Annotated in this window: 21 protein-coding genes; 13 read left to right on the top strand and 8 right to left on the bottom strand. The window is 64.9% G+C overall.

The features are described from left to right. Positions 1-25 precede the first annotated feature (25 nt). From CAK78_RS20425 to CAK78_RS20375, 11 genes are all read left to right on the top strand, one after another. A complete protein-coding gene (locus CAK78_RS20425; RefSeq protein WP_005303249.1) occupies positions 26-226 on the top strand; it encodes a YbfA family protein in 201 nt (66 codons plus the stop codon). Positions 227-444: 218 nt separating this feature from the next. Then, positions 445-777: a DUF6506 family protein gene (locus CAK78_RS20420; protein WP_094698505.1), complete on the top strand. Its 333-nt coding sequence runs from the start codon at positions 445-447 to the stop codon at positions 775-777. Positions 778-795: 18 nt separating this feature from the next. Continuing rightward, a complete protein-coding gene (locus CAK78_RS20415) occupies positions 796-1,611 on the top strand; it encodes a helix-turn-helix domain-containing protein (protein WP_094698504.1) in 816 nt (271 codons plus the stop codon). A gap of 354 nt (positions 1,612-1,965) precedes the next feature. Continuing rightward, positions 1,966-2,229, top strand: a complete 264-nt coding sequence (locus tag CAK78_RS20410) for a BufA1 family periplasmic bufferin-type metallophore (protein WP_005303242.1) — start codon at positions 1,966-1,968, stop codon at positions 2,227-2,229. Positions 2,230-2,292: 63 nt separating this feature from the next. Continuing rightward, the gene (bufB, locus tag CAK78_RS20405) at positions 2,293-3,141 is read left to right on the top strand and encodes an MNIO family bufferin maturase (protein WP_094698503.1); all 849 of its coding nucleotides are present in this window, start codon (positions 2,293-2,295) and stop codon (positions 3,139-3,141) included. Next, positions 3,134-3,889, top strand: coding sequence for an HvfC/BufC N-terminal domain-containing protein (locus CAK78_RS20400; protein WP_094698502.1), 756 nt, complete (start codon positions 3,134-3,136; stop codon positions 3,887-3,889). The genes bufB and CAK78_RS20400 overlap by 8 nt, the downstream gene beginning before the upstream one ends. A 5-nt stretch (positions 3,890-3,894) precedes the next feature. Continuing rightward, a complete protein-coding gene (locus CAK78_RS20395; protein ID WP_094698501.1) occupies positions 3,895-4,338 on the top strand; it encodes a DoxX family protein in 444 nt (147 codons plus the stop codon). 72 nt (positions 4,339-4,410) lie between these two features. Continuing rightward, positions 4,411-4,872, top strand: coding sequence for a GNAT family N-acetyltransferase (locus CAK78_RS20390; RefSeq protein ID WP_094698500.1), 462 nt, complete (start codon positions 4,411-4,413; stop codon positions 4,870-4,872). Between the two features lie 209 nt (positions 4,873-5,081). Next, positions 5,082-6,020 carry a methyl-accepting chemotaxis protein gene (locus tag CAK78_RS23295; protein ID WP_176452873.1) on the top strand — a complete coding sequence of 313 codons (939 nt, stop codon included), beginning with the start codon at positions 5,082-5,084 and terminating at the stop codon, positions 6,018-6,020. A gap of 119 nt (positions 6,021-6,139) precedes the next feature. Beyond that, a complete protein-coding gene (locus CAK78_RS20380; RefSeq protein ID WP_094698499.1) occupies positions 6,140-6,760 on the top strand; it encodes a DUF3332 domain-containing protein in 621 nt (206 codons plus the stop codon). Positions 6,761-6,847: 87 nt separating this feature from the next. Then, complete coding sequence (locus CAK78_RS20375; protein WP_094698498.1) at positions 6,848-8,221, top strand: HD-GYP domain-containing protein; 1,374 nt, start codon at positions 6,848-6,850, stop codon at positions 8,219-8,221. Positions 8,222-8,296: 75 nt separating this feature from the next. Here the strand turns inward: CAK78_RS20375 and CAK78_RS20370 are convergent, their stop codons facing one another. From CAK78_RS20370 to CAK78_RS20345, 6 genes are all read right to left on the bottom strand, one after another. Beyond that, a complete protein-coding gene (locus CAK78_RS20370) occupies positions 8,297-9,355 on the bottom strand; it encodes an FUSC family protein (protein ID WP_094698497.1) in 1,059 nt (352 codons plus the stop codon). Positions 9,356-9,418: 63 nt separating this feature from the next. Continuing rightward, a complete protein-coding gene (locus CAK78_RS20365) occupies positions 9,419-11,164 on the bottom strand; it encodes a bifunctional molybdopterin-guanine dinucleotide biosynthesis adaptor protein MobB/molybdopterin molybdotransferase MoeA (RefSeq protein ID WP_094698496.1) in 1,746 nt (581 codons plus the stop codon). Continuing rightward, positions 11,161-11,799, bottom strand: coding sequence for a molybdenum cofactor guanylyltransferase MobA (gene mobA / locus CAK78_RS20360; protein ID WP_094698495.1), 639 nt, complete (start codon positions 11,797-11,799; stop codon positions 11,161-11,163). Before mobA ends, CAK78_RS20365 begins: the two co-directional genes overlap by 4 nt. After that, positions 11,771-12,466 (bottom strand): energy-coupling factor ABC transporter ATP-binding protein, encoded by a 696-nt coding sequence (locus tag CAK78_RS20355; protein ID WP_017781957.1) that lies wholly within the window; start codon positions 12,464-12,466, stop codon positions 11,771-11,773. Before CAK78_RS20355 ends, mobA begins: the two co-directional genes overlap by 29 nt. 34 nt (positions 12,467-12,500) lie before the next feature. Further along, complete coding sequence (locus tag CAK78_RS20350; RefSeq protein WP_005303218.1) at positions 12,501-13,202, bottom strand: ABC transporter permease; 702 nt, start codon at positions 13,200-13,202, stop codon at positions 12,501-12,503. A gap of 58 nt (positions 13,203-13,260) precedes the next feature. Further along, a complete protein-coding gene (locus CAK78_RS20345; protein WP_094698494.1) occupies positions 13,261-14,097 on the bottom strand; it encodes a substrate-binding domain-containing protein in 837 nt (278 codons plus the stop codon). Between the two features lie 248 nt (positions 14,098-14,345). On the opposite strand from CAK78_RS20345, the gene CAK78_RS20340 reads away from it, so the two are divergent. Continuing rightward, the gene (locus CAK78_RS20340; protein WP_094698493.1) at positions 14,346-15,701 is read left to right on the top strand and encodes a sigma-54-dependent transcriptional regulator; all 1,356 of its coding nucleotides are present in this window, start codon (positions 14,346-14,348) and stop codon (positions 15,699-15,701) included. 31 nt (positions 15,702-15,732) lie between these two features. After that, positions 15,733-17,826, top strand: a complete 2,094-nt coding sequence (locus CAK78_RS20335; protein ID WP_094698492.1) for a sensor histidine kinase — start codon at positions 15,733-15,735, stop codon at positions 17,824-17,826. Positions 17,827-18,049: 223 nt separating this feature from the next. Here the strand turns inward: CAK78_RS20335 and CAK78_RS20330 are convergent, their stop codons facing one another. Both CAK78_RS20330 and CAK78_RS20325 read right to left on the bottom strand, forming a co-directional pair. Next, a complete protein-coding gene (locus CAK78_RS20330; protein WP_017765083.1) occupies positions 18,050-18,916 on the bottom strand; it encodes a helix-turn-helix transcriptional regulator in 867 nt (288 codons plus the stop codon). An 89-nt stretch (positions 18,917-19,005) separates the two neighbouring features. After that, positions 19,006-19,863, bottom strand: coding sequence for a formate dehydrogenase accessory sulfurtransferase FdhD (locus tag CAK78_RS20325; protein WP_094698491.1), 858 nt, complete (start codon positions 19,861-19,863; stop codon positions 19,006-19,008). Positions 19,864-19,997 lie beyond the last annotated feature (134 nt).

Here is a 19,997-nt window from a genome sequence, read left to right as displayed (position 1 = left end):
GGTCTTACCAGTGTGGAGTGCTATCATGTTTCATCCCTATTCCCTGACTCAGATAATTCTTCGTCGCCTCTATGTGCTGCTGGTGGGTATGCTGGCTTTTCCCGTGATGCTGTTTCGCAGCGACCGGGCCCGTTTCTACAGCTATCTGCACCGGATCTGGAGCAAAACCAGCACCAAGCCGGTATGGCTCAAGATGAGCGAGCGCGGCGAGCGGATCTTCTACTGAGGTCCCGGCTTGATGACAAAGAGACAGCTTCGGCTGTCTCTTTTGCATTTATGGCCCCTGGCCACGCAAATTGCATTCAACAGGGAGAAATGAGGTCTGTATGGCGCCCTTTGCGCCAGGTTTTGTCCTGCCTGATGAGGGCGGGTGGCGCCGCGGTACAATCCGGCCCGCGGGATCCCGGGTAGAGTGGCGACTCATTGATCCGAGGAGCTTTTTACATGTCCGATATTTTCAAGGCCGCCTTCATCTTCGTCGCACCGGGGGCGGATCCCGCCCGCCACGCCCGCTGGGTCAAGACGGAGAACGTCCATGTGAAGACGATCGCCGTGCCCGACTACCAGGGAGGCCGTGAACTGCTTGACGAGCTATATCGGGAGGGGATCAGGGCGGTGGAGCTCTGTGCCGGATTTGGTCACCTGGGGGTCGCTGCCATGGTGGAGGCGGCTGCAGGGCGCATGGAGATAGGCGTGGTGCGCTTCGATCGCCATCCCTGTCTCGACCATGTCAGCGGTGATACCCTCTTCCTGTCCGCCTCCGAACCGAGCCAGTGAGCAATATCGCCTCCCATCATGATGCAGTGCCGTAAATTTCAGCCCGCTCCCGATCTGGCGCCCTGGCTGGCGCAAGGTTGGGAGTGGCGCCTTTGTCACCCCCAGCCAATGCCTGAGATCTTCCCCGGCACCGGGGCCGAGATCCTGTTCAATCTGGGGGATCCCCTCACCATCACAATCCTCTTGTCAGCAAATTTGCCCCGCACCGTCACCGTGGCCACGGGGGCGGCCGTGTTGCTCTGCCCGCGCTATGCTCGCCTGCGCTTTGCCGCCCATGGGCAGACTCATCTGCTGGGGCTGCGGCTGCGCTCTTCGGCCTGTTTCGATCTGTTTGGCGTGCCGCTCGAGCAGTTGAGCGATCGGGTGCTGTCACTCGATGAGCTGGGGCTTGTCTGCCCCGACCCGCAGTGGTTGATGCTGGAGGGGGCAGGGGCGCTGGGGGCCTGGTTGCGCCGGCAGGTGGCGAGGTGCCCGCCGCGGGATCTTGCGCTGGTGCGGGCAATAGAGCGGCTCTATTACGGCACGCCGGCGATCGAGTTGCAGCAGCAACTGGGGATGAGCGCACGCACCTTTCAGCGGCGATTGCGCCGCCATCTCGGGGTAGATGCCCGCTATTTTCTGCGTACCGCCCGCTTTCAAAGGGCGCTGCGCCAGCTGCTGTCGGGCGCCCCGTCGCTCGATGCCCTGCTGGAACAGGGCTATTGCGATCAGCCCCATTTCATCAAGAGCTGTCACTTCTTTACCGGGCGCTCGCCCGGGCAACTGCTCACCCCTGAGCACCGGCGCCTCAACCACTACAGCCCGCAGATAAACCAGCCGGCCGGATCGCTCTGACGGCTCCCCCCGCTCGGCGCTTTTCCGTTCATCTCGTCTTGCAACCAGCTCGCCTCTCGCCGCAGCGCGCTGGTGAAAATGTGCTGGCAAACCCGCGTCGGGATGGTCGGGGAGGCGAACCTGTGCGCCTCTTCATCGTCATGCCATCGCCTCTGTCGCCGTCTTGATGTCAATGCCAAGGGGCCGAGAACATCCTGAAAACTCTTTTTAAAACAGTATGATACTAATTGTGTTTTTTATAGATGTGCCGATTTTGCATTTTTTTTGAAATCATTTCGTCGCCGCGCCGGTTCTATGGAAGGCATCCGGTCGCGAATGATCGGGCACACCACACACAATCAGAAGGAACAGAGAATGAACGTTAAAAAGAGCACTGCCATCGCCTCCGCCATGACCGGTCTGCTGGCCCTCGGCGCCCAGTTCATTGCCGCCCCGGCCATGGCTGCCGACGAGAAGGAGAAGTGCTACGGCGTGGTGAAGGCGAGCAAGAACGACTGTGCGACCAAGACCAACTCCTGCGCCGGCACAGCCAAGATGGATGCCCAGGGCGACGCCTTCGTAGTGGTGCCCAAGGGGCTGTGCGAGAAGCTGGCCGGCGGTTCGCTGCAACCCAAGTAAGGCTGGGCGCCACGGTGTTGTGCACCGTGGCCCTCTTTTGATGGCCAACCGCGAGTCTTTGCGATGAACCCCTTGATTGGTATTGGATTGCGAACCCCCCATTACGACGAGATGCTGCGTACCCTGCCTGCCGTCGGCTGGCTGGAGGTGCACAGCGAGAATTACTTCGAACGGCACAGCCGGGGTTTTCAGGTATTGAGCGAGCTGGCCCGGCACTATCCGGTCAGCCTGCACGGGGTCGGCATGTCCCTGGGGTCGGCTGATGGACTCGACCTTGTTCACCTTGCCAGCCTCTCGGCCCTGGCCGGCGCCATCAAGCCGGTGCGCATCTCGGAGCACCTCAGCTGGGGCAGCATCGGAGGGCGCCACTTCAACGATCTGCTGCCGGTGCCCTATACCAGGGAGGCTCTGCTCACCATGAGCGACAAGATCATGCAGGTGCAGGATGCACTCGGCTGCCGGCTGCTGATCGAGAACCCCTCTTCTTACCTGCAACTGGCGGGAGAGATGCCGGAGTGGGAGTTTCTGGCCGAGCTGCAACGGCGCAGCGAGTGCGGCATCCTGCTCGATCTCAACAACCTCTACGTCAGTGCCTTCAACCACGGCTTTGCGTGCCGTGACTATCTGGCTGCCATCGACATCGCCACCGTGGGCGAAATCCACCTGGCCGGTTTTACCGACAAGTCCCTGCCGCAGGGGCACCTCTATATCGATACCCACAGCGCGCCGGTGAGCGAGCCGGTCTGGGCCCTCTATGCCGAGATCTGCCGCCAGCGCGCCATCCCCACCCTGATCGAGTGGGATCTCGAGATACCGCCGCTCCCCGTGCTGTTGGCGGAGGCTGAGCGTGCGAGCACCCTGCTGGATGCCGCCATGGCCGCCCATCTTGCGTCGGAGGCCGCCCATGTCTGAGCTGGCCCACCGGCAGCAGCAGTTTGCCGAGGGGCTGCTTGGCCAGAGCGAGGCCATCCTGCCCCACGTCCACTCCCGCCTCTTCCCGGCCGATGCCGTGCTGCAGGTCTATCGCAATCACTTCATCCTGAGCCTTGGCGAGGTGCTGGCAGGCAGCTACCCGGCGGTCAAGGCCATGGTGGGGGAGGCGTTTTTCGACGCCGCGGCGCGCGGCTTCGTGCTGGCGGAGCCCCTCTGCGAAGGGAGCGTGATGCACTATGGCGCCGGCTTTGGCGACTGGCTCGCCGGGCTGCCCACCACATCTGAACTGCCCTGGCTGGGGGAGCTTGCCCGTTTCGAGTGGGCACTGGAGCGCACCAGCCTGCTGGCCCCCGAGGTGCGCCACTGGCCGGCCGAGCGGGTGGCGGCCCTGCCGCCAGCGGCCTGGCAGACGCTGGTGCTGATCCCGGCCTGTGATCTGCTTCTGTTCGACAGCCTTCGCCCGGTGGAGGCCCTCTGGCAGATGGCTCTGCACCAGGGGGAGGCGGTGCACGATCTGGTGGCCCCTGCTTGGCTTGCCCTCAAGAAACAGCCCGATTGCCGGGTATTGCCGCTGCGCCTGAGCGAGGGGGAGTGGCGCCTGCTGGATGGCTGCCGCCAGGGCATCGCCCTGTCGACCCTGCTGGCGCAAGATCCGCAGGCTGCAGAGTATTTGACCCGCCTCGTCACCCTTGGCCTGTTGGTCGATGTGACCTCAACGCTGGAGTAAATTCGATGACAAACCACAAGTTCCCCCTGATGCAGCAACTGGGGCCGGCCGCTCCCTGGTGGCTGAGCTGCGCCCTGTTGCTGTTGGCCAGATGCTGGGTGGCGGCGGTCTTCTTGCGCTCCGGCTGGCTCAAGCTGGGCGCCTGGGACAGCACCCTCTACCTGTTCGAGTTCGAGTATCGGGTGCCCCTGCTGCCCTGGCAGTGGGCAGCCTGGCTGGGGACGGCCACCGAGTTGCTGCTGCCGGTGCTGCTGCTGGTTGGGCTCTTTACCCGACCGGTCGCCGCCCTGCTGTTTGCCTTCAACATCATGGCGGTGCTCTCCTATCCCGCCCTCTGGGCCGGCGGCTTTTACGATCACCAGTTGTGGGGCTGGATGCTGCTGACCCTGGCGGTGTGGGGGGCGGGGCCGCTGGCCCTGGATCAGTGGCGCCTTGCCAGGCGGGCATGAAGCCGCCACACTGGCGCTCTCATCAGGCACCCTGCGGGGTGCCTGTTCATTTCATCACAAGGAGGAGAGGCGATGATCATCCGGCAGGCTACGCAGGCAGACATTCCCGCGCTGGTGACCCTGCGCATGGCGCTGTTTTGCGAGGTGGGGGAGCTGAGCGAGCCGTTGGCCGATCTGCCGCTGTGGCATGCCACCACCGCCTATTTCAGCACGGCGCAGGCCGAGGAGAGTGCTCGCTCCTGGGTGGCGGAGGTGGATGGCGAGGTGGTGGCGAGCGCAACCCTGGCGCTCTTCGTGCGCCCGCCCTATCCCGGCAATCTGACGGGAAGGGAGGGCTATCTGCTCAACATGTATACCCTGCCGGCCCATCGCCGGCAGGGACTGGCCGGTGCTCTGCTGGACCAGATGGCGGACTATGCGAGGGAGCAGCAGCTGGGCCGGGTCTGGCTCCATGCCAGCGAGGAGGGGCGACCCCTCTATGAGCGGATGGGGTTTGTGAGCAACCCCGCCTATCTGGAGTGGCAACCCGGGTGATCCCGCCTGCCGCCCTGTCCGTATCACCCCTGCCAACGGGATACGGGCGCTGCGAACCTCTCCCTGGCTGTGGCAAAATCTCGGCCAAATTCTGATCGAGTCATCACGCTCAACTATGATCAGCCTCAACAGGCTCGTGCTGGTTCACCTTGACGACGAGTCTTGTGCCCGTTCCCACCTTGTCAGGTCATTACAGAGGTATGACATCCATGTTCAACAACAAGCTGAAGGCGCAACTGCAGGCCTGTCAGGCCCAGCTCGCCGAATCACAGGGGTTCGTGGAGGCGGTCAAGGCCGGGATCGCGACCATCATCTTCACCCCGGATGGCGAGATCCTGGAGGCCAACCAGCCATTTTTGAGCCTGATGGGTTACAGCGCCATGGAGCTGCAGGGTCAGCACCACCGGATGTTTTGCAGCCAGGAGCTGGCCCGCTCCGCCGAGTACCAGCAGTTCTGGGCCCAGCTCAAGCAGGGCAGGGTCAAGTCCGGCATCTTCTCGCGCCGCAACAAGCGGGGCGAGGTGGTCTGGCTGGAGGCCACCTACAACCCCATTCGCGACGAGAGCGGCAAGGTGAGCCGGGTCATCAAGTTTGCCAGCGACATTACTGATCGTGTCACCAAGAGCCACGCGGTGCGCGATGCAACCCAACTGGCCCACGCCACGGCGCAGGAGACCCTGCGCTGTGCCGAACAGGGGGCAGAGTTGCTGCGCTCCGTGGTGGAGACCTCGTCGCTCATCAGCGAGCAGGTGGACAAGACCATCGTGCTCATCAACCAGCTCAACGAACAGTCCAGAAGCATCGAGGCCATCGTCTCCACCATCAGCAGCATCGCCGATCAGACCAATCTGCTGGCCCTCAATGCGGCCATCGAGGCGGCCCGCGCCGGCGATCAGGGACGCGGCTTCGCGGTGGTGGCCGACGAGGTGCGCCAGCTGGCGGCCCGCACGTCGCTCTCCACCGACGAGATAGCCAAGGTGGTGCAGAAGAACCGCGAGCTGACCGCCAGAGTGACCGACGACATGGCCAGGGTGGCCGGTAGCGCCGAGCTCGGCAAGCAGCAGATCGACAAGGTCGACGAGGTGATGACGGAGATCCGGCAGGAGGCCAACAACGTCTCGGCAACCGTCTCCAGCCTCTCTATCTAGTCAGCTGGCGGCCCTCTCTTCATGCGGGCCGCCTTGACCACTATTTCAACGATATGCACGCAATGTGAGCAGTCGAAATCCCAATCTGAACCCCTGCTGTATCGTCCCCTGCTTGTGAATTGCCCGTCGGCGGCAGCCTGTTTAGGCTTGCCGCCTCATTATTTCTGGAGCAGATAAAGACGATGGCAACGAGAAGACATGGCAGGGCACTGGCGCTGCTGGCGGGTGTGGTGGCAAGTGTGGGGCTGAGCGGCTGCATGGGGCAGATGGGGCTCTCCTCCATGGTGACCAAGGGCAACCTCAGCGTGGTGGACAACCGTTACGGCCGGGCAGGTGTCTTCGTCCTGCTCTCGCCGGTCTACGGTCTGGCGGCCACCGCGGATCTCTTCGTGTTCAACACCATCGAATTCTGGTCGGGCAAGAACCCCATCACCGGCAAGTCGCCGGCGCTGGTGGATCAGAAGCTGGAGGCCCTGATCAAGGTCAACCAGCACCTTGACCCCTCCCTCAACAAGGTGCCGCTGGCCCTGCTGCCGCAAGGGGTACGCGAGGTGGAGGTGAGCTACCCGGACGAGCGCACCGCCCAGATGGAGGTGCACTACCTGGACGGGCGCAGCAGCCTGATGCGCGGCGAGAAGCGCGGCGAGCTGCTGGATATCTACTTCGACGGCCGGCTGGTGTCGACCCTGACGCCGGCCCAGCTGAAGGAAAAAGCACGGACCGGTAGCGCCGAGGTATAAATTCATCTGAATCCAGATCTATTCCTCTCTGGATAAGGTATACCTAGTCAGCAGGCAAGATCGCCAAGATGACCAGGGATACAGGCTATGACGGTGAATGGATTGCGGTTGGCAGAGTTGATTGGTTCCCTCAGTCATGCGCTCGACATGACCGAGGGTCAACCAAGAGGGCACTGTATTCGCTGTTGCTGGATAGGTTCCCGTCTGGCCGAACGGTTGGCGCTGGATGCCCGACAGCGTCATGATCTCTATTACATGCTGCTGCTCAAGGATCTGGGGTGCAGCAGCAATGCGGCCCGTATCTGCGAACTCTATCTCACCGACGATCTTCACTTCAAACGCGACTTCAAGCTGGTGGATGGCTCTCTTTCCGAGGTGGTCAACTTCGTGCTGGGCCACACCGGCCTGCAGGCGGATCTGCTTGGGCGTTTTCGCAGCCTGTTTCACATCTTTCGCAACGGCGATCAGATAGCCAACGAACTGATCCAGACCCGTTGCCATCGGGGAGCGGACATCGCTCGTCAACTGCGTTTCAGTGAAGAGGTCGCCACCGGTATCCTCTCTCTGGACGAACACTGGAACGGCAAAGGTCGGCCGTTGCAACTGGTCGGTGACGCGATTCCGCTCTTCTCTCGCATAGCGCTGCTCTGCCAGGTGGTGGATGTGTTTCACGCCGCCGCAGGCCCTGATGCTGTGCTCAAAGAGCTGCGCGAGCGCAGCGGCAGCTGGTTTGACCCTCAATTGGTTAGCGAATTTGAAGCGTTGGCGGATGGTGATTTCTGGCAAGGACTGGCGGATCCCAAGCTGACTGAGTGGGTGTTCGTCCACCCGGCCGGGCAGAGTGAGGTCGCTCTTGATGAAGATTATCTGGACGAGATCGCCGCGGCATTCGGCCAGGTGGTGGACTCCAAAAGTCCCTATACCGCCGGTCATAGCGGCCGAGTGGCACTCTATACCGACATTCTTGCCACTCAGATGGGGTTGTCCGAGCAGAGACGACGCTGGCTCAAGCGCGGTGCTCTGCTCCATGACGTGGGCAAGCTGGGGGTGAGCAATGCCATTCTCGACAAACCGGGCAAACTTGATGCGCAGGAGTGGGCCGCCGTGCAGATGCACGCCGCCTATACCGAGGAGATCCTGAGTCGCATAGGTGCGTTTGAAGAGCTGGCGCAAGTGGCGGGTGCCCACCATGAGCGCCTCGATGGCAAGGGTTACCCTAAAGGATTGAAAGGGGACGAGATAGCCTTGGAAACCCGCATCATCACCACGGCCGACATTTTTGATGCCATCACTGCCAAACGGCCCTATCGTGGTGCCATCCCGGTGCCCCAGGCGCTGGAGATGATGGCCGAGAATCTGGGGACGGCCATTGATCCGGATTGCTTTGCCGCTTTGCAGGCGGGGATCCAGGATTTTTCCCTCTACCTCCCGCTCGAGCAACCGCTGGCAAACGTCAGTTAATATTTGCGCCATATCGGGCTTCAGTCATTTGTCATTGGCCTGAGACGACAACGCCCCGCTTTGCGGGGCGTTTTGCTATGGGCGACTCTGGCTGCGGGGCGGGTGCATCATCAAGCCCAGCAGCCGGCGCAGGTGGGTGAGCTGTTCGGTGAGCTGCAGATTGAGCCACAGATAGCCGCTGATGGCGGCCTCGCCGCCGGCATCGATCCGCACCCTGCCGGCCGCCTCCTGCAGACGGCTGATGGCCAGCGCCGAGCCCTGCAGCTCGCCGCTTTTGAGCATCAGCGCCAGCTCGCTCATCAGCGCCTCGGTCGCCTGCTGGCAGGCGCGCAGCTCCGGGGTGCTCTGCATCAGGAAGTGGCTCTGGCGATCGCGCCAGTAGGTGTTGGTCAGCATCTCCAGGGTGCAGAGGGTGTTGCGCATGGTGACCTGCACCGCATCAAACAGGGCGATGCTGTGACGGGTCTCCTTGGCCGCAGGTGCCAGCAGGGCCCGCAGTTTGCCCGTCTGGGCCAGCAACCGGGAGAGACTGTGTTTGAGCTGTGGCCGCTCCAGCACGTTGGGGGAGAGGTGGGTGTGATAGAGCCGCTGGGCCTGCTGCAGGGTGTCGTGCATCTGCAGCCGCCAGTGGCTGTAGGCGCGCTGGGGATAGATGCTGCAAAACAGCAGCGCCAGCAATGAGCCCAGGATCACGTCGGCACTGCGCCACAGGGCGGTCTCGATGTCGCCGGGCATGGCCCCCATGGTGACGCCGAGGGTGATGCCGATGAGCAGCCCCACGTAGGGGCGCTTGCCGAGTGCCAGATAGCCGCACAGGAACATGATGCAGCCGCACCACAGCAGCATCAGCGGCAGGGAGTAGAGCTCGAGATAGAGCGCCACCACCCCGCAGCTGGCGCCGAAGATGGTGCCGACCACCCGCTGCAGGGCACGTGACAGCACATTGCCCCAGAACGAGATGGGGCCCATCACCACCACCAGGGTGATGAGGGGCCAGGTGCTTTCCGGCAGCTTGAGCTCGCGGGTCAGCAGAAAAGTGAGCATGAAGGCGAGCGCGATGCGCAGGCCGTGGACGATGCGGTAGTGACCGTAGATCAGCAGATCGAGTCGGGAGAGGGGGGCATTCAGGCGCAAGGGGCCAGCCTCGGATTCATGGGGGCAGCCACCCCGCCACGCCCGGCGGGGTGGAGACCGGTATCAGGCCACTCGTCCCTGGAGTGGGTGGATCCAGACCCGCTCGCCGACCGCGATGGCCGGCTGGGCGGGGACGATTTCAATCAGGCAGTTGGCATCACTCATGGAGCTGAGGATGCCGGAGCCCTGCGGTCCTGTGGTGCGTACCCGCAGTACGCCGCTGGCATCCTGATGGAAGATGCCGCGCAGGAACTCGGTGCGCCCGGGTCGGCTCTTCATCTGCTGCTCGGCCAGGGCTGAGAGGCGCAGCGGCTGCCACACCCGGCCCTGCAGGCGGGCGATGGCGGGCTCGACGAATTGCAGGAAGCAGATCATGGCGGCCACCGGGTTGCCGGGCAGGCCGAAGAAGGGGGTCTGCCCCAGCTTGCCAAAGGCGAGCGGACGGCCCGGCCGCATCTGGATGCGCCAGAAGGCGATCTGGCCAAGCTCGGCCAGCACCTGCTTGATGAAGTCGGCATTGCCCACCGACACCCCGCCCGAGCTCAGCACCAGGTCGGCATCGGCCGCGGCCTGTGCCAGCTGCTGGCGCAGGATGGCGGGATCATCGGGGATGATGCCAAGGTCCATCACCTCGCAGCCGGCCCCGGCAATGAGCGCCATCAGGGTGAAGCGGTTGCTGTCAAAGATATGGCCGGGAGCGAGCGTCTCGCCCGGTGCCTGCACCTCGTCGCCGGTGCTGAACAGCGCCACCTTGAGCGGTGCGCGTACCGTCAGGGTTGCCTGCCCCAGAGAGGCCGCCAGCCCGAGCTGAGGGGCGCCGAGGCGGGTGCCGGCCGGGATGGCGACCGCCCCCAGCGCCAGATCTTCGCCAGCCTGACGCACGTTCTGCCCCGCCTTGACGGGGGCGCTGACGCTGACCCATTCACCGTCAAGCCGGGTCTCTTCGCGCATCACCACGGTATCGACACCGGGGGGGAGCGGGGCGCCGGTCATGATCTGCACCGCCTGTCCGGCCAGCACCGGCTCGCTGCGCGGCTGGCCCGCCAGCACTTCCCCCACCAGCTGCCAGCGGCCGGCGGCGAGATCATCGCTGCGCAGGCCAATGCCGTCCATCGCCGAGTTGGCGTGGGGCGGCACATTGATGGGGCTGACGAGATCCCCCGCCAGCACGGCGCCGTGGCAGCGGGCGAGCGGCAGGTCGCGGCAGGCGGTGGCTGGGGTGAGGGCATCGAGAATGGCGTTGCGCGCCCCCTCGACCGACAGAAAGCCGTTGCCAGCCTCCTGCTCCCGCGTCTGGCTCTCCTTGAGCCAGCGGCAGACGAAGTCGGCGATGGCCTCCAGATCATTGATGTCGAGCCGGGGCAGGGCGGTCTCTGCGGGCTGGTCGCTGGCCAGGGCGATGATGTCACCATCGTCAGGGAACAGCAGCGGCTTGCCGATGGCGGCGCGGTGCAGCTCGATTTTCGGGAAGTGCTCGTGCTTGAACCCTTCCACCAGCAGCAGGTCGAGGCTGCGCTGATCGAAACTGGCCAGCAGCTCGCGAAAATCGGCCTCACCCAGATCGGTTTCAACGATGCGGGCGTGACGGCGGCGGGAGGCCACCATCATCTGGCTGGCGCCGGCCTGGCGCAGGCGATGGCTGTCTTTGCCCGGCTGGTCGATGTCAAAGTCGTGGTGGGCGTGCTTGAGCACCCCGAGGCGCAGGCCGCGGCTCACCAGCAGGGGGATGAGCTGCTCGAGCAGGGTGGTCTTGCCGGTGCCGCTCCAGGCGGCAAAGCCGAGCAGAGGCAGGGTGGGGGCCGGGGTCATGAAGTGGCTCCTTGTCCGGTCGCGGCGTCTGGCAGGCGCGCCTCGTAGGCGGCCAGCTCGTCCGGGCTGTTGAGATTGATGAAGGCATCCGGCTGGTCGGCAAAGCTCACCACCGCCATCTGGTGGCGGGCAAACCAGATATCGATTTTGCGCTCTCCCTCGGCCAGGGCGGCGGACAGGGAGGGGAGCAGGGATTTGTGCAGCAGAGCTACTACGGGTTGCAGCCAGTCGCCGTCATGGGCCACCACCAGCTCGGTTTGCGGGGTGAGGGCGGCGCGAAAGCGCGCCATCAGATCGCGGGGCAGGGCGGGGCCGTCGCAGGGCACGAACAGTACCCAGTCGTGGCGGGCGGCGGCAAGGCCCGCCTGCATGCCCGCCAGCGGGCCGAGATAGTCGGGGTTGTCGTCGCCGATGACCGGGGCCAGCGCCTGATAGCGGGCCTGGCTGCGGTTGGCGTTGATCAGGATCTCGTCCACCTGTGGCCTCAGTCGGTCAAGCACGTGGTCGATGAGCGGGCGGCCCGCCAACTCGACCCAGCCCTTGTCGGCGCCCCCCATGCGGGTGGCGCGGCCGCCGGCCAGTACCACGGCGGAGACGGGAAAGCGGTCAATACGAGGTTCGCTGTGTGAGGTCATGTCGCTCGATGATTTTCAAAGGAGTGGGTTCGTGCAGCCGGCCCCGGGCGAGGGTCCATTGCCGCTCGCACAGGTCGGTCAGATCGTTGCTCTGGTGGCTGATGATGACCAGGCCGCTGCCCTGTTCCCGCAGATCTTGCGCCATGGCGGCCATCAGGGCAACCGAATGTGCATCCAGATTGGCGGTGGGTTCGTCCATCAGCAAAAAGGCGGGTTGCAGCGCCCAGGCGCGGGCCATGGCCAGCCGCTGACGCTCGCCGCCAGACAAAATGCTGATGTGCTCGCGGGCCAGGCTCTCCAGTTCGACCCGGCGCAGCGCCTCGAACACTCGCACCTCGTCGGCGGCGCGATGGCCGAGGGCCCAGGCCACGTTGTCGTGCACGCTGCGATCAAACAGGTAGGGGGTCTGGTGCAGGTAGGTGACCCGGCCCGGCCCCGGATCGCGCTTGAGCCACTGGCCAAGCTTGCCGCGCCAGCCAGAGGGGAGGTTGGTGTGGCCCCGGGTCGGGGTGAGCAGGCCGGCCAGGATCTTGAGCAATGTGGTCTTGCCCACCCCGTTCGCGCCGCGCAGCCAGACGGCGTCGCCGGCCGCGATAGAGAGCTGCTCAATCTGGAACAGGTCGCGCTCGCCAAAGCGCATCATCAGCTGGTGGGCGGTCAGGGCCATGGCGTACTCCGGTGGATGGACGGTGGGGGCATGGTCAGTTCTTCAGATAGCTGTGGCCACGGCACGCGGTCAGCAACAGGTTGAGCAGCAGCGCCAGACTCAGCAAGACGATGCCGAGCGCCACCCCCTGGGTGAAGGCCCCTTTCTGGGTCTCCAGCGCGATGGCGGTGGGGATGTTGCGGGTGAAGTGCAAAATGTTGCCCCCCACCATCATGGAGCAGCCCACCTCGGTGACGATGCGGCTGAAGGCGCCGATCACCGCCGCCAGCAGGCCGAAGCGGCACTCGCGCATCAGCCCGAGCAGCGCTCTGGGCCAGGAGAGCCCCAGGGTGCGGGCGGTCTCCCAGGCGCGCCGGTCGCTCTGCACGAACGCGGCGTGAGCCATGGTGGCGATCACCGGAAAGGCGATCAGCATCTGCCCCACCACCATGGCCTGCTGGGTGAACAGCATCTTCCAGTCGCCGAAGGGGCCGGCCCGCGACAGCAGCATGTAGAGCAAGAGGCCAATCACCACGGTCGGCACCGACTGCAGGGTATTGATGCAGGAGAGCCAGAGCCAGCGCGCCGGGATCGGCAGATAGGCCAGCGCGAAGCCGAGCAGCAGGGCCGGCAGCAACACCAGCCCGAGCGCCAGGCCCGACACCGAGAAGGAGACCCCCACCACCTGCCACAGCTCGGCGTCACCGCTGAACAGCAGCGAAAGGGCCGCCAGTGTGGTCTCGATCAGGGTCGGCACCAGGCGCCTCCGTCAATCAAGGTGGCGAAAGGCATCTCGAGCAGTCTCGGCCTTGGCATCACTGCGGCTTGGCGTCGGCCACGAACAGCGGCTGGCCGGCCACCTTGAAGTCACCGATAAGCTGCTGACCGTGTTTGGAGACCAGCCAGTTCTTCAGGGTACGGGCCCCTTCGGTGTTGAGATCCGGGTAGCGCTTGGGGTTGACCAGGATCACCTGATAGGGGTTGAACAACCGCTTGTCCCCCTCCAGCAACACGGCGAGATCCAGCTTGCTCTGGTAGGCGAGCCAGGTGCCGCGGTCGGTCAGGGTGTAGGCACCCAGCTCCGAAGCCATGGTCAGGGTCGGCCCCATGCCCTGGCCGATGGATTTGTAGCCGGCGAACTCGGGCTTGACGTCGGCCGCCTGCCACAGGGTCTTCTCCTTGATGTGGGTGCCGGACTCGTCCCCGCGGGAGATGAAGGTCTGCCCCTTTTCCTTGATGGCCTCCAGCGCCTTGGCGGCGTCGTGCAGCTTGCCAAGACCGGCCGGGTCTTTCGCCGGGCCAACGATGACGAAGTCGTTGTACATCAAGTGCTCCGGCTCGATGCCAAAGCCCGCCTCGACGAAGGCCTTCTCGGCAGAGGGGGCGTGGGTCATCACTAGGTCCGCGTCGCCGTTCTCGCCCATCTTCAGGCTCTGGCCGGTACCGGCCGCCATCACCTGCACCGGGTAGCCGGTCTCCTTGGTGAACTGGGGCAGCAGCCAGCCCAGCAGGCCGGACTGTTCGGTGCTGGTGGTGGTGGCGAGGCGGATGGGCGCCCTGGTCTCGGCATGGCTGGCGGCGCTCCAGAGCGGCAGGCTCAGCAGCAGGGCGGAGGAGAGGGCAAGGCGTTTGCGCACTGTGGCTGTGATCATGATGTCAGGGTACCCGGTGATGGAGAGAGGGCAGGGCTAAGCAAGCAGGGTGCCAAGCTGGCCACATGCCCTGTTTGACCCGGTTTTTAATGTGAAAACAGTCGGTTAAGCGCCCTAATTGCGTGATGGCGGCGTCGCTTTTAATAAACGGAGTTGGCACTTGGGGCCGGTTAGCGACAAAATGTCCCACAGTTTATAAGGTCGGTGGGACAATCCCGGAACCTTGTCGAATCTGAGGTACTTTTTTCATGACTGCACCCGCCAGCCGCTGGTCCGCCCTCTCCTTGCTCATCGTCGACGACGAACCCGGCATGCGCAGCTTTCTCGCCAAGGCGCTGGCCCGCCGCTTCGCCCAGATAGAGACGGCCGCCAGCGTGGAGGAGGCCGAAGCCCTGCGCTGTCGCCTGCATTTTGATCTCATCATCGCCGACATCCGCCTGCCGGGGCGCTCCGGCATCGAGTGGCACGAGGCCATCGACCCCGCCACCCGGCGCAGCGACATCATCTTCATGACAGGTTTCGGCGACATGGAGACCGCCCTCAAGGCGCTGCGGCTCGGCGCCAGCGACTTCATTCTCAAACCCTTCAATCTGGATCAGATGGTGCAGGCGGTGGACAGGGTCATCGAGCGCCGCCAGATGGAGCGGGAAAACCTGCTGCTGCGCCGGGAGGTGAGCAAGCTGTTCCCGCCCACCCTGATCGGCGACAGCGCCAGGACCCGCGAGCTCAAGACGCTGATCGCCCGGGTCGCCCCCTCCAATGCCGCCGTGCTGGTGGAGGGGGAGTCCGGCACCGGCAAGGAGCTGGTGGCCCGTGCCCTGCACCAGCTCTCCGGCCGGATGGGAGCTTTCGTGCCGCTCAACTGTGCCTCCATCGCCCCCGAGCTGCTCGAAAGCGAGCTGTTCGGCCACGTGCAGGGGGCCTTTACCGGCGCCCGCAAGGGGCGCGACGGCCTGTTCCGGGTCGCTCATCAGGGCACCCTGTTTCTGGATGAGATCGGCGAGATGCCGCTCGCCATGCAGGCCTCCCTGTTGCGGGCGCTGGAGCAGAAAGCCATCCGCCCGGTGGGGGCCGAGCGCGAGCTTTCGGTGGACGTGCGCATCGTCGCCGCCACCAACCGCAACCTGAAGGCGGAGGTGGAGGCGGGGCGTTTTCGTGAAGACCTCTTCTATCGCCTCAACGTGGTGGCGCTGCCGGTGGCCCCCCTGCGCGAGCGCATCGACGACATCCCCGCCCTGGTGCACCACTTCACCCGCCAGCTCACCGCCGAGATGGGGATGGGCGCCCTGCACTGGACCCATGAAGATGTAGTCGCCATGCAGGCCTACCCCTGGCCAGGCAACGTGCGCGAGCTGCGCAACCTGATCGAACGCTGCCTGCTGCTGGGCAAGCCGCCCGCCGAATACTGGCAGAACGCCAAGCCGGTCGAGTCGGGACGGGGGGAGGAGGGCTATCCGCTGGAGTGGGCGCTGGCCGAGGTGGAGAAGGCTCACATCCTGCAGGTGGTGGCGAGCTTTGACGGCAACAAGTCGGCCGCTTCCAGGGTGCTCGGGGTGGCGCGCAAGACCCTAGAGCGCAAGTTCAAGGAGTGGGCCATCGAATGAGCCGGCTCGCCCCTTGCCGCAGGAGTGAGTCATGAGGCTGGCGCAGCTCCCGGGGCTGCTCAGAACCAAGGTGCGCTGGCGGTTGCTGCTGCTCACCTCGGTGCCCATCATGCTGACCCTGGCCGGCATGATAGGGCTCACCCTCTACTGGACCCTCACCTACAGCTGGCAAAATCTGCTCACCCATGTGCGTGGTGACCTGGGCGTTGCCCACCACGCGGTGAGCGTGCAGCAGCAGCGCCAGGCCGAACACCTCGAGCACCTGCGCGATGCCTGGGCCTTCCAGTCGCAGCTGCGCGAATCCCCCGCCCGCTTGCGCCAGTGGGTGATGCCGCTGGCCGCCAACTACGGCCTCGACTTTTTGCGCCTGCGCAGCGGCAGCGAGCTGGATCAGCTGACGACGCCGGAGCACGCGGCCCTTGCTGCCGGGCGCAGCGTCAGCCACTTCGTGGTCTGGTCGCGGGAACAGCTGCTGGCGCTCTCGCCGGCGCTGGCCAGCCGCGCCGTGCTGGACAAAGAGCTGGGGCCGGGCGCTGGGCAGGAGACCCGCGGTCTGATCAGCCTCTCCCTGACTCCGGTGATGGGGCGGGACGGCAGCCTCTGGGGCGTGCTGGAGGGGGGCGAGCTCATCAACGGCAGCACCCGGCTGGTGGACGAGCTCAAGGGTCAGGTGTTCGCCAAGAACACCCTGCCGGCCGGCAGCATCGGCAGCGTCACCCTGTTTCTCGGCGATCTACGGGTGAGCACCAACGTGCCCGCCAGCAGCAGCCAGCAGTTGGGGCGGGCGGTGGGCACCCGGGCCTCGGCGCCGGTGCGCGAGCAGGTGCTGGGCCGCGGCGAGCCCTGGATTGACCGCGCCTTCGTGCACGACGCCTGGTATGTGTCGGGCTACGAGCCGCTTTTGGGCGCCAATGGCGAGCGCATCGGCATGCTCTACGTCGGCTTTCTCGAGTGGCCCATCGTTCGCACCTACCTCACCAATTTGCTGGAGCTGGGCTCCGGCGTGGTGGTGTTGCTGCTGCTCTCGGGCCTGCTGGTCTATCGCGGCGCGCGGGACTTGTTCACCCCCATCGAGCGGATGCACAAGGTGGTGCGCCAGGTGCAGGCGGGCAGGCCGGCCCGCATCGGCGAGCTCTACCTCGACCCCGATCACGAGCTGGCCCAGCTCGGCCGCCAGTTCGACGCCATGCTGGATCGCCAGGCGGCACACCGCCAGCAGCTGGCCCGCAGCGCCGACGAGCTGGAGCAGAAGGTGGCCGAGCGCACCCAGAGCCTGGAGCAGAAGACCGCCGAGCTCGAGCACCACATCCACATGCTGACCCAGGCCCGTCAGCAGCTGCTCATCAGCGAGAAGCTGGCGGCCCTCGGCGAGCTCTGCGCCGGGGTGGCCCACGAGATCAACAACCCGCTGGCGGTGATCCTCGGCAACGTGGAGCTGATGAAGCTGGAGCTGGGGGAGGCGGCGGCGCCGGTGAGCGAAGAGCTGGCGCTGGTGCTGGCCCAGATCGAGCGCATTCGCGCCATCACCCGCAGCCTGCTGCAATACTCGCGTCCCGGCGACTACGAGACGGCGCCGGTGTGGCAGCACCTCACCCCCATCATCGAGGAGAGCCTCACCCTGGTGCGCTCCGCCCTGCGCCAGCAGCAGGTGAGCCTGGTGGCCGATCTCAGGGCGCAGCAGCCCATCGAGGCGGATCGCCAGCAGCTGCTGCAGGTGCTGATAAACCTCTTGGTCAACGCCAGCCATGCGCTGGGGGAGCAGGGGGAGATCCGGGTCGAGAGCCGCGACTGGCTGGATGATGCCGGGGCCCTGCAGGGGGCCGAGGTGCGAGTCATCGACAACGGCAGCGGCATCGAGGCGGCCATCATCGACAAGATCTTCGACCCCTTCTTCACCACCCGCGCCACCGGCACCGGGCTGGGGCTGGCCTTGAGCCACCGCATCATCAGCCGTTGGGGCGGGGAGCTGTTGGTGGATTCCACCCCGGGGCAGGGCAGCTGCTTTACCATCCGCCTGCGCAGCCAAGCCCGGCTGGCCAGCGGCGGCGAGCCAGCCCAGCTGGAGGGGTGGCGCATCGCCCTCAACGCCGAGGGGCGTGAGGCCGGTGGCGACCACCCGTCTTAACCACGCCAGCCACAAAAAAGCCCGCCGAACTTGAAGGGTGCGCATTGCCCTCAATGGGGAGGGGGGGACTGCCGCAATTGAGAGTGAGGCACAAAAAAGCCCGCCGAACTTGAAGGGCGCGCAGTGCCCTCAATGGGGAGGGGGGGACTGTCGCAATTCAGAGTGAGGCACAAAAAAGCCCGCCAATAGTGGCGGGCTTTTTTACAGGCGAGTGAGGGGGTACTTACTGCGGACTCCACACCAGCTTGCCGCTCTGGGTCAGGTCATAGCCGCCGAGGCGGGCCGCCAGCTCGCGCCCCTCGGGGGATTGCAGCCAGCCGATCAGCTGCTGCAGCAGGGTGCGAAAGAAAACCCCCTGCGGCATCACCAGATCGAAGCACTCCTGGGAGAGCGGCATGAAGTCGAGGCCAAACTCGGTGGCGGTGCTCTGGGCGCCGGGCCCCACGTCGGCATCGCCACGGCTGATGGCGGCGGCCAGCTCCCGCTCGCTGTTGACCTCGAGGGTGCGCTCCAGCCGGGTCAGCGACTCCCCCTGGGTTTGCAGCCACTCCTGCAGGGCGCGCTGGCTGCCGGCCCCCTCCTGGCGCATGGCCCAGCGCCAGTCGAGCGCCTCTTTCGCCTCCTTGGGTTGCAGCCCTTGGCGCAGTACCAGCCCCTGCACCCGCCGAAATCCATGTACGATCACCCATTGTCGGTGGCCTTGATACTGCTGTACCAGCGCTGGGTGGCGCAGGTGGGCCTCTTCGGCCTGACCCCAGTGGATGGCGCACAGATCCACGTGGCCGCGTGCCAGCATTGCCAGCCCCTGGCGGGTGCCGCACGGGGTGTAGCCCACCAGCGCCTGGGTGCCGAGCTGCTGGGCTAGCCGGCTACTGGCGTAGTGCAGCAGCACGTCGTCGGAGCCCGCCAGCAGCAAGCGGTCGTTCATCACCCCCTCGTGGCAGCTGCCGAGCAGCCAGCGATCGAGCAGGGAGCGGGGAAACAGCCACTTGCCGGTCGCCTTGGTGGCGGGGATTCGCGCCTCGTTGGCGAGCTGGTAGACCTTCTTCTCGTTGAGATCGAGGTATTCCGCCACCTGCTTCACGTTCATAAACTCGTTCATGGCTTGCGTTTGGCCCTCTGGCTGGCGTGGTCGAGATACAGCGCGATCTGCTTGGCACTCATCAACTCGTTCATGACTTAATCCCGCATTCCGCGACCGGCCGAACCGGGTGCCAGCACCGGCGGCTTCTCGTCCAGCACGAGATGGTCGTGGCCGCTGAATACCTCGAAGTGGCGCCCCTTGGCGCGGGCAATCATGGTGATGCCGAGCTGGCGGGCGAGATCCAGCCCCATCTGGGTGACGCCGGAGCGCGACAGCAGCACCGGAATGCCCATCTGCGCCACCTTGATCACCATCTCCGAGGTGAGCCGCCCTGTGGTGTAGAAGATCTTGTCGTGGCCGCTCTCGCCGCGCATCCAGAGCTCGCCGGCCAGGGTATCCACCGCATTGTGGCGCCCTACATCCTCGACAAAGGAGAGGATTTCGGCGCCGCGACAGATGGCGCAGCCATGCACGGCGCCCGCCATCTTGTAGGTTTCGTTATGGGCCGACAGCGCCTTGAGCAGGGCATAGAGGGTGCTCTGTTTAAGCTCCGGCGCCGCCAAGACCACCCCTTCGAGCTTTTTCATCACGCTGCCATACATGGTGCCCTGACCGCAGCCGGAGGTGACGGTCTTCTTCTCCAAGGATTTGTCGAGATCGGCGGCCTGCTGGCTGCTCACCACGGCGGCGGCCTCGCTCTCCCAGTCGACGATCACCGACTCGATGGCCGAAATATCCTCGATAAAGCCCTGATTTTTAAGGTAACCCAGCACCAGCGCCTCGGGGCGGGCCCCCAGCGTCATCAGGGTTACGATCTCCTTCCAGTTGAGGTAGACCGTCAGTGGCCGCTCACAGGCGATTTGGCGGGTTTGCAACTGCCCCTGCTCATCCATCACCTCGACGGCCATGGTGAGCTGGGCTGCTGCATTGCTTTTGATAAAGGTCGGTGTCATGGGCCCCTCGCGACCGGTTGCCGGGATCTAAGGGGAGGGATACAGCAAGTTTTGTTCCATTTTGAGGTGGAATGACTAAGGATCGAGAGTTACAACTGAAAACATAACGATTTGAAGGAAATGAAATTATGCGC

It is taken from the genome of Aeromonas sp. A35_P (assembly GCF_002259925.1).
Taxonomy (GTDB): Bacteria; Pseudomonadota; Gammaproteobacteria; order Enterobacterales; family Aeromonadaceae; genus Aeromonas; species Aeromonas dhakensis.
Note: the sequence above shows the minus strand (reverse complement) of the source record. Positions and strands in the feature narration are given on the sequence as shown.

Coding starts and splice junctions, on each gene's coding strand:
- CAK78_RS20425 (WP_005303249.1), top strand. CDS start 26: ATGTTTCATCCCTATTCCCTGACTCAGATAATTCTTCGTCGCCTCTAT.
- CAK78_RS20420 (WP_094698505.1), top strand. CDS start 445: ATGTCCGATATTTTCAAGGCCGCCTTCATCTTCGTCGCACCGGGGGCG.
- CAK78_RS20415 (WP_094698504.1), top strand. CDS start 796: ATGATGCAGTGCCGTAAATTTCAGCCCGCTCCCGATCTGGCGCCCTGG.
- CAK78_RS20410 (WP_005303242.1), top strand. CDS start 1,966: ATGAACGTTAAAAAGAGCACTGCCATCGCCTCCGCCATGACCGGTCTG.
- bufB (WP_094698503.1), top strand. CDS start 2,293: ATGAACCCCTTGATTGGTATTGGATTGCGAACCCCCCATTACGACGAG.
- CAK78_RS20400 (WP_094698502.1), top strand. CDS start 3,134: ATGTCTGAGCTGGCCCACCGGCAGCAGCAGTTTGCCGAGGGGCTGCTT.
- CAK78_RS20395 (WP_094698501.1), top strand. CDS start 3,895: ATGACAAACCACAAGTTCCCCCTGATGCAGCAACTGGGGCCGGCCGCT.
- CAK78_RS20390 (WP_094698500.1), top strand. CDS start 4,411: ATGATCATCCGGCAGGCTACGCAGGCAGACATTCCCGCGCTGGTGACC.
- CAK78_RS23295 (WP_176452873.1), top strand. CDS start 5,082: ATGTTCAACAACAAGCTGAAGGCGCAACTGCAGGCCTGTCAGGCCCAG.
- CAK78_RS20375 (WP_094698498.1), top strand. CDS start 6,848: ATGACGGTGAATGGATTGCGGTTGGCAGAGTTGATTGGTTCCCTCAGT.
- CAK78_RS20365 (WP_094698496.1), bottom strand. CDS start 11,164: ATGACCCCGGCCCCCACCCTGCCTCTGCTCGGCTTTGCCGCCTGGAGC.
- mobA (WP_094698495.1), bottom strand. CDS start 11,799: ATGACCTCACACAGCGAACCTCGTATTGACCGCTTTCCCGTCTCCGCC.
- CAK78_RS20355 (WP_017781957.1), bottom strand. CDS start 12,466: ATGGCCCTGACCGCCCACCAGCTGATGATGCGCTTTGGCGAGCGCGAC.
- CAK78_RS20345 (WP_094698494.1), bottom strand. CDS start 14,097: ATGATCACAGCCACAGTGCGCAAACGCCTTGCCCTCTCCTCCGCCCTG.
- CAK78_RS20340 (WP_094698493.1), top strand. CDS start 14,346: ATGACTGCACCCGCCAGCCGCTGGTCCGCCCTCTCCTTGCTCATCGTC.
- CAK78_RS20335 (WP_094698492.1), top strand. CDS start 15,733: ATGAGGCTGGCGCAGCTCCCGGGGCTGCTCAGAACCAAGGTGCGCTGG.
- CAK78_RS20330 (WP_017765083.1), bottom strand. CDS start 18,916: ATGAACGTGAAGCAGGTGGCGGAATACCTCGATCTCAACGAGAAGAAG.
- CAK78_RS20325 (WP_094698491.1), bottom strand. CDS start 19,863: ATGACACCGACCTTTATCAAAAGCAATGCAGCAGCCCAGCTCACCATG.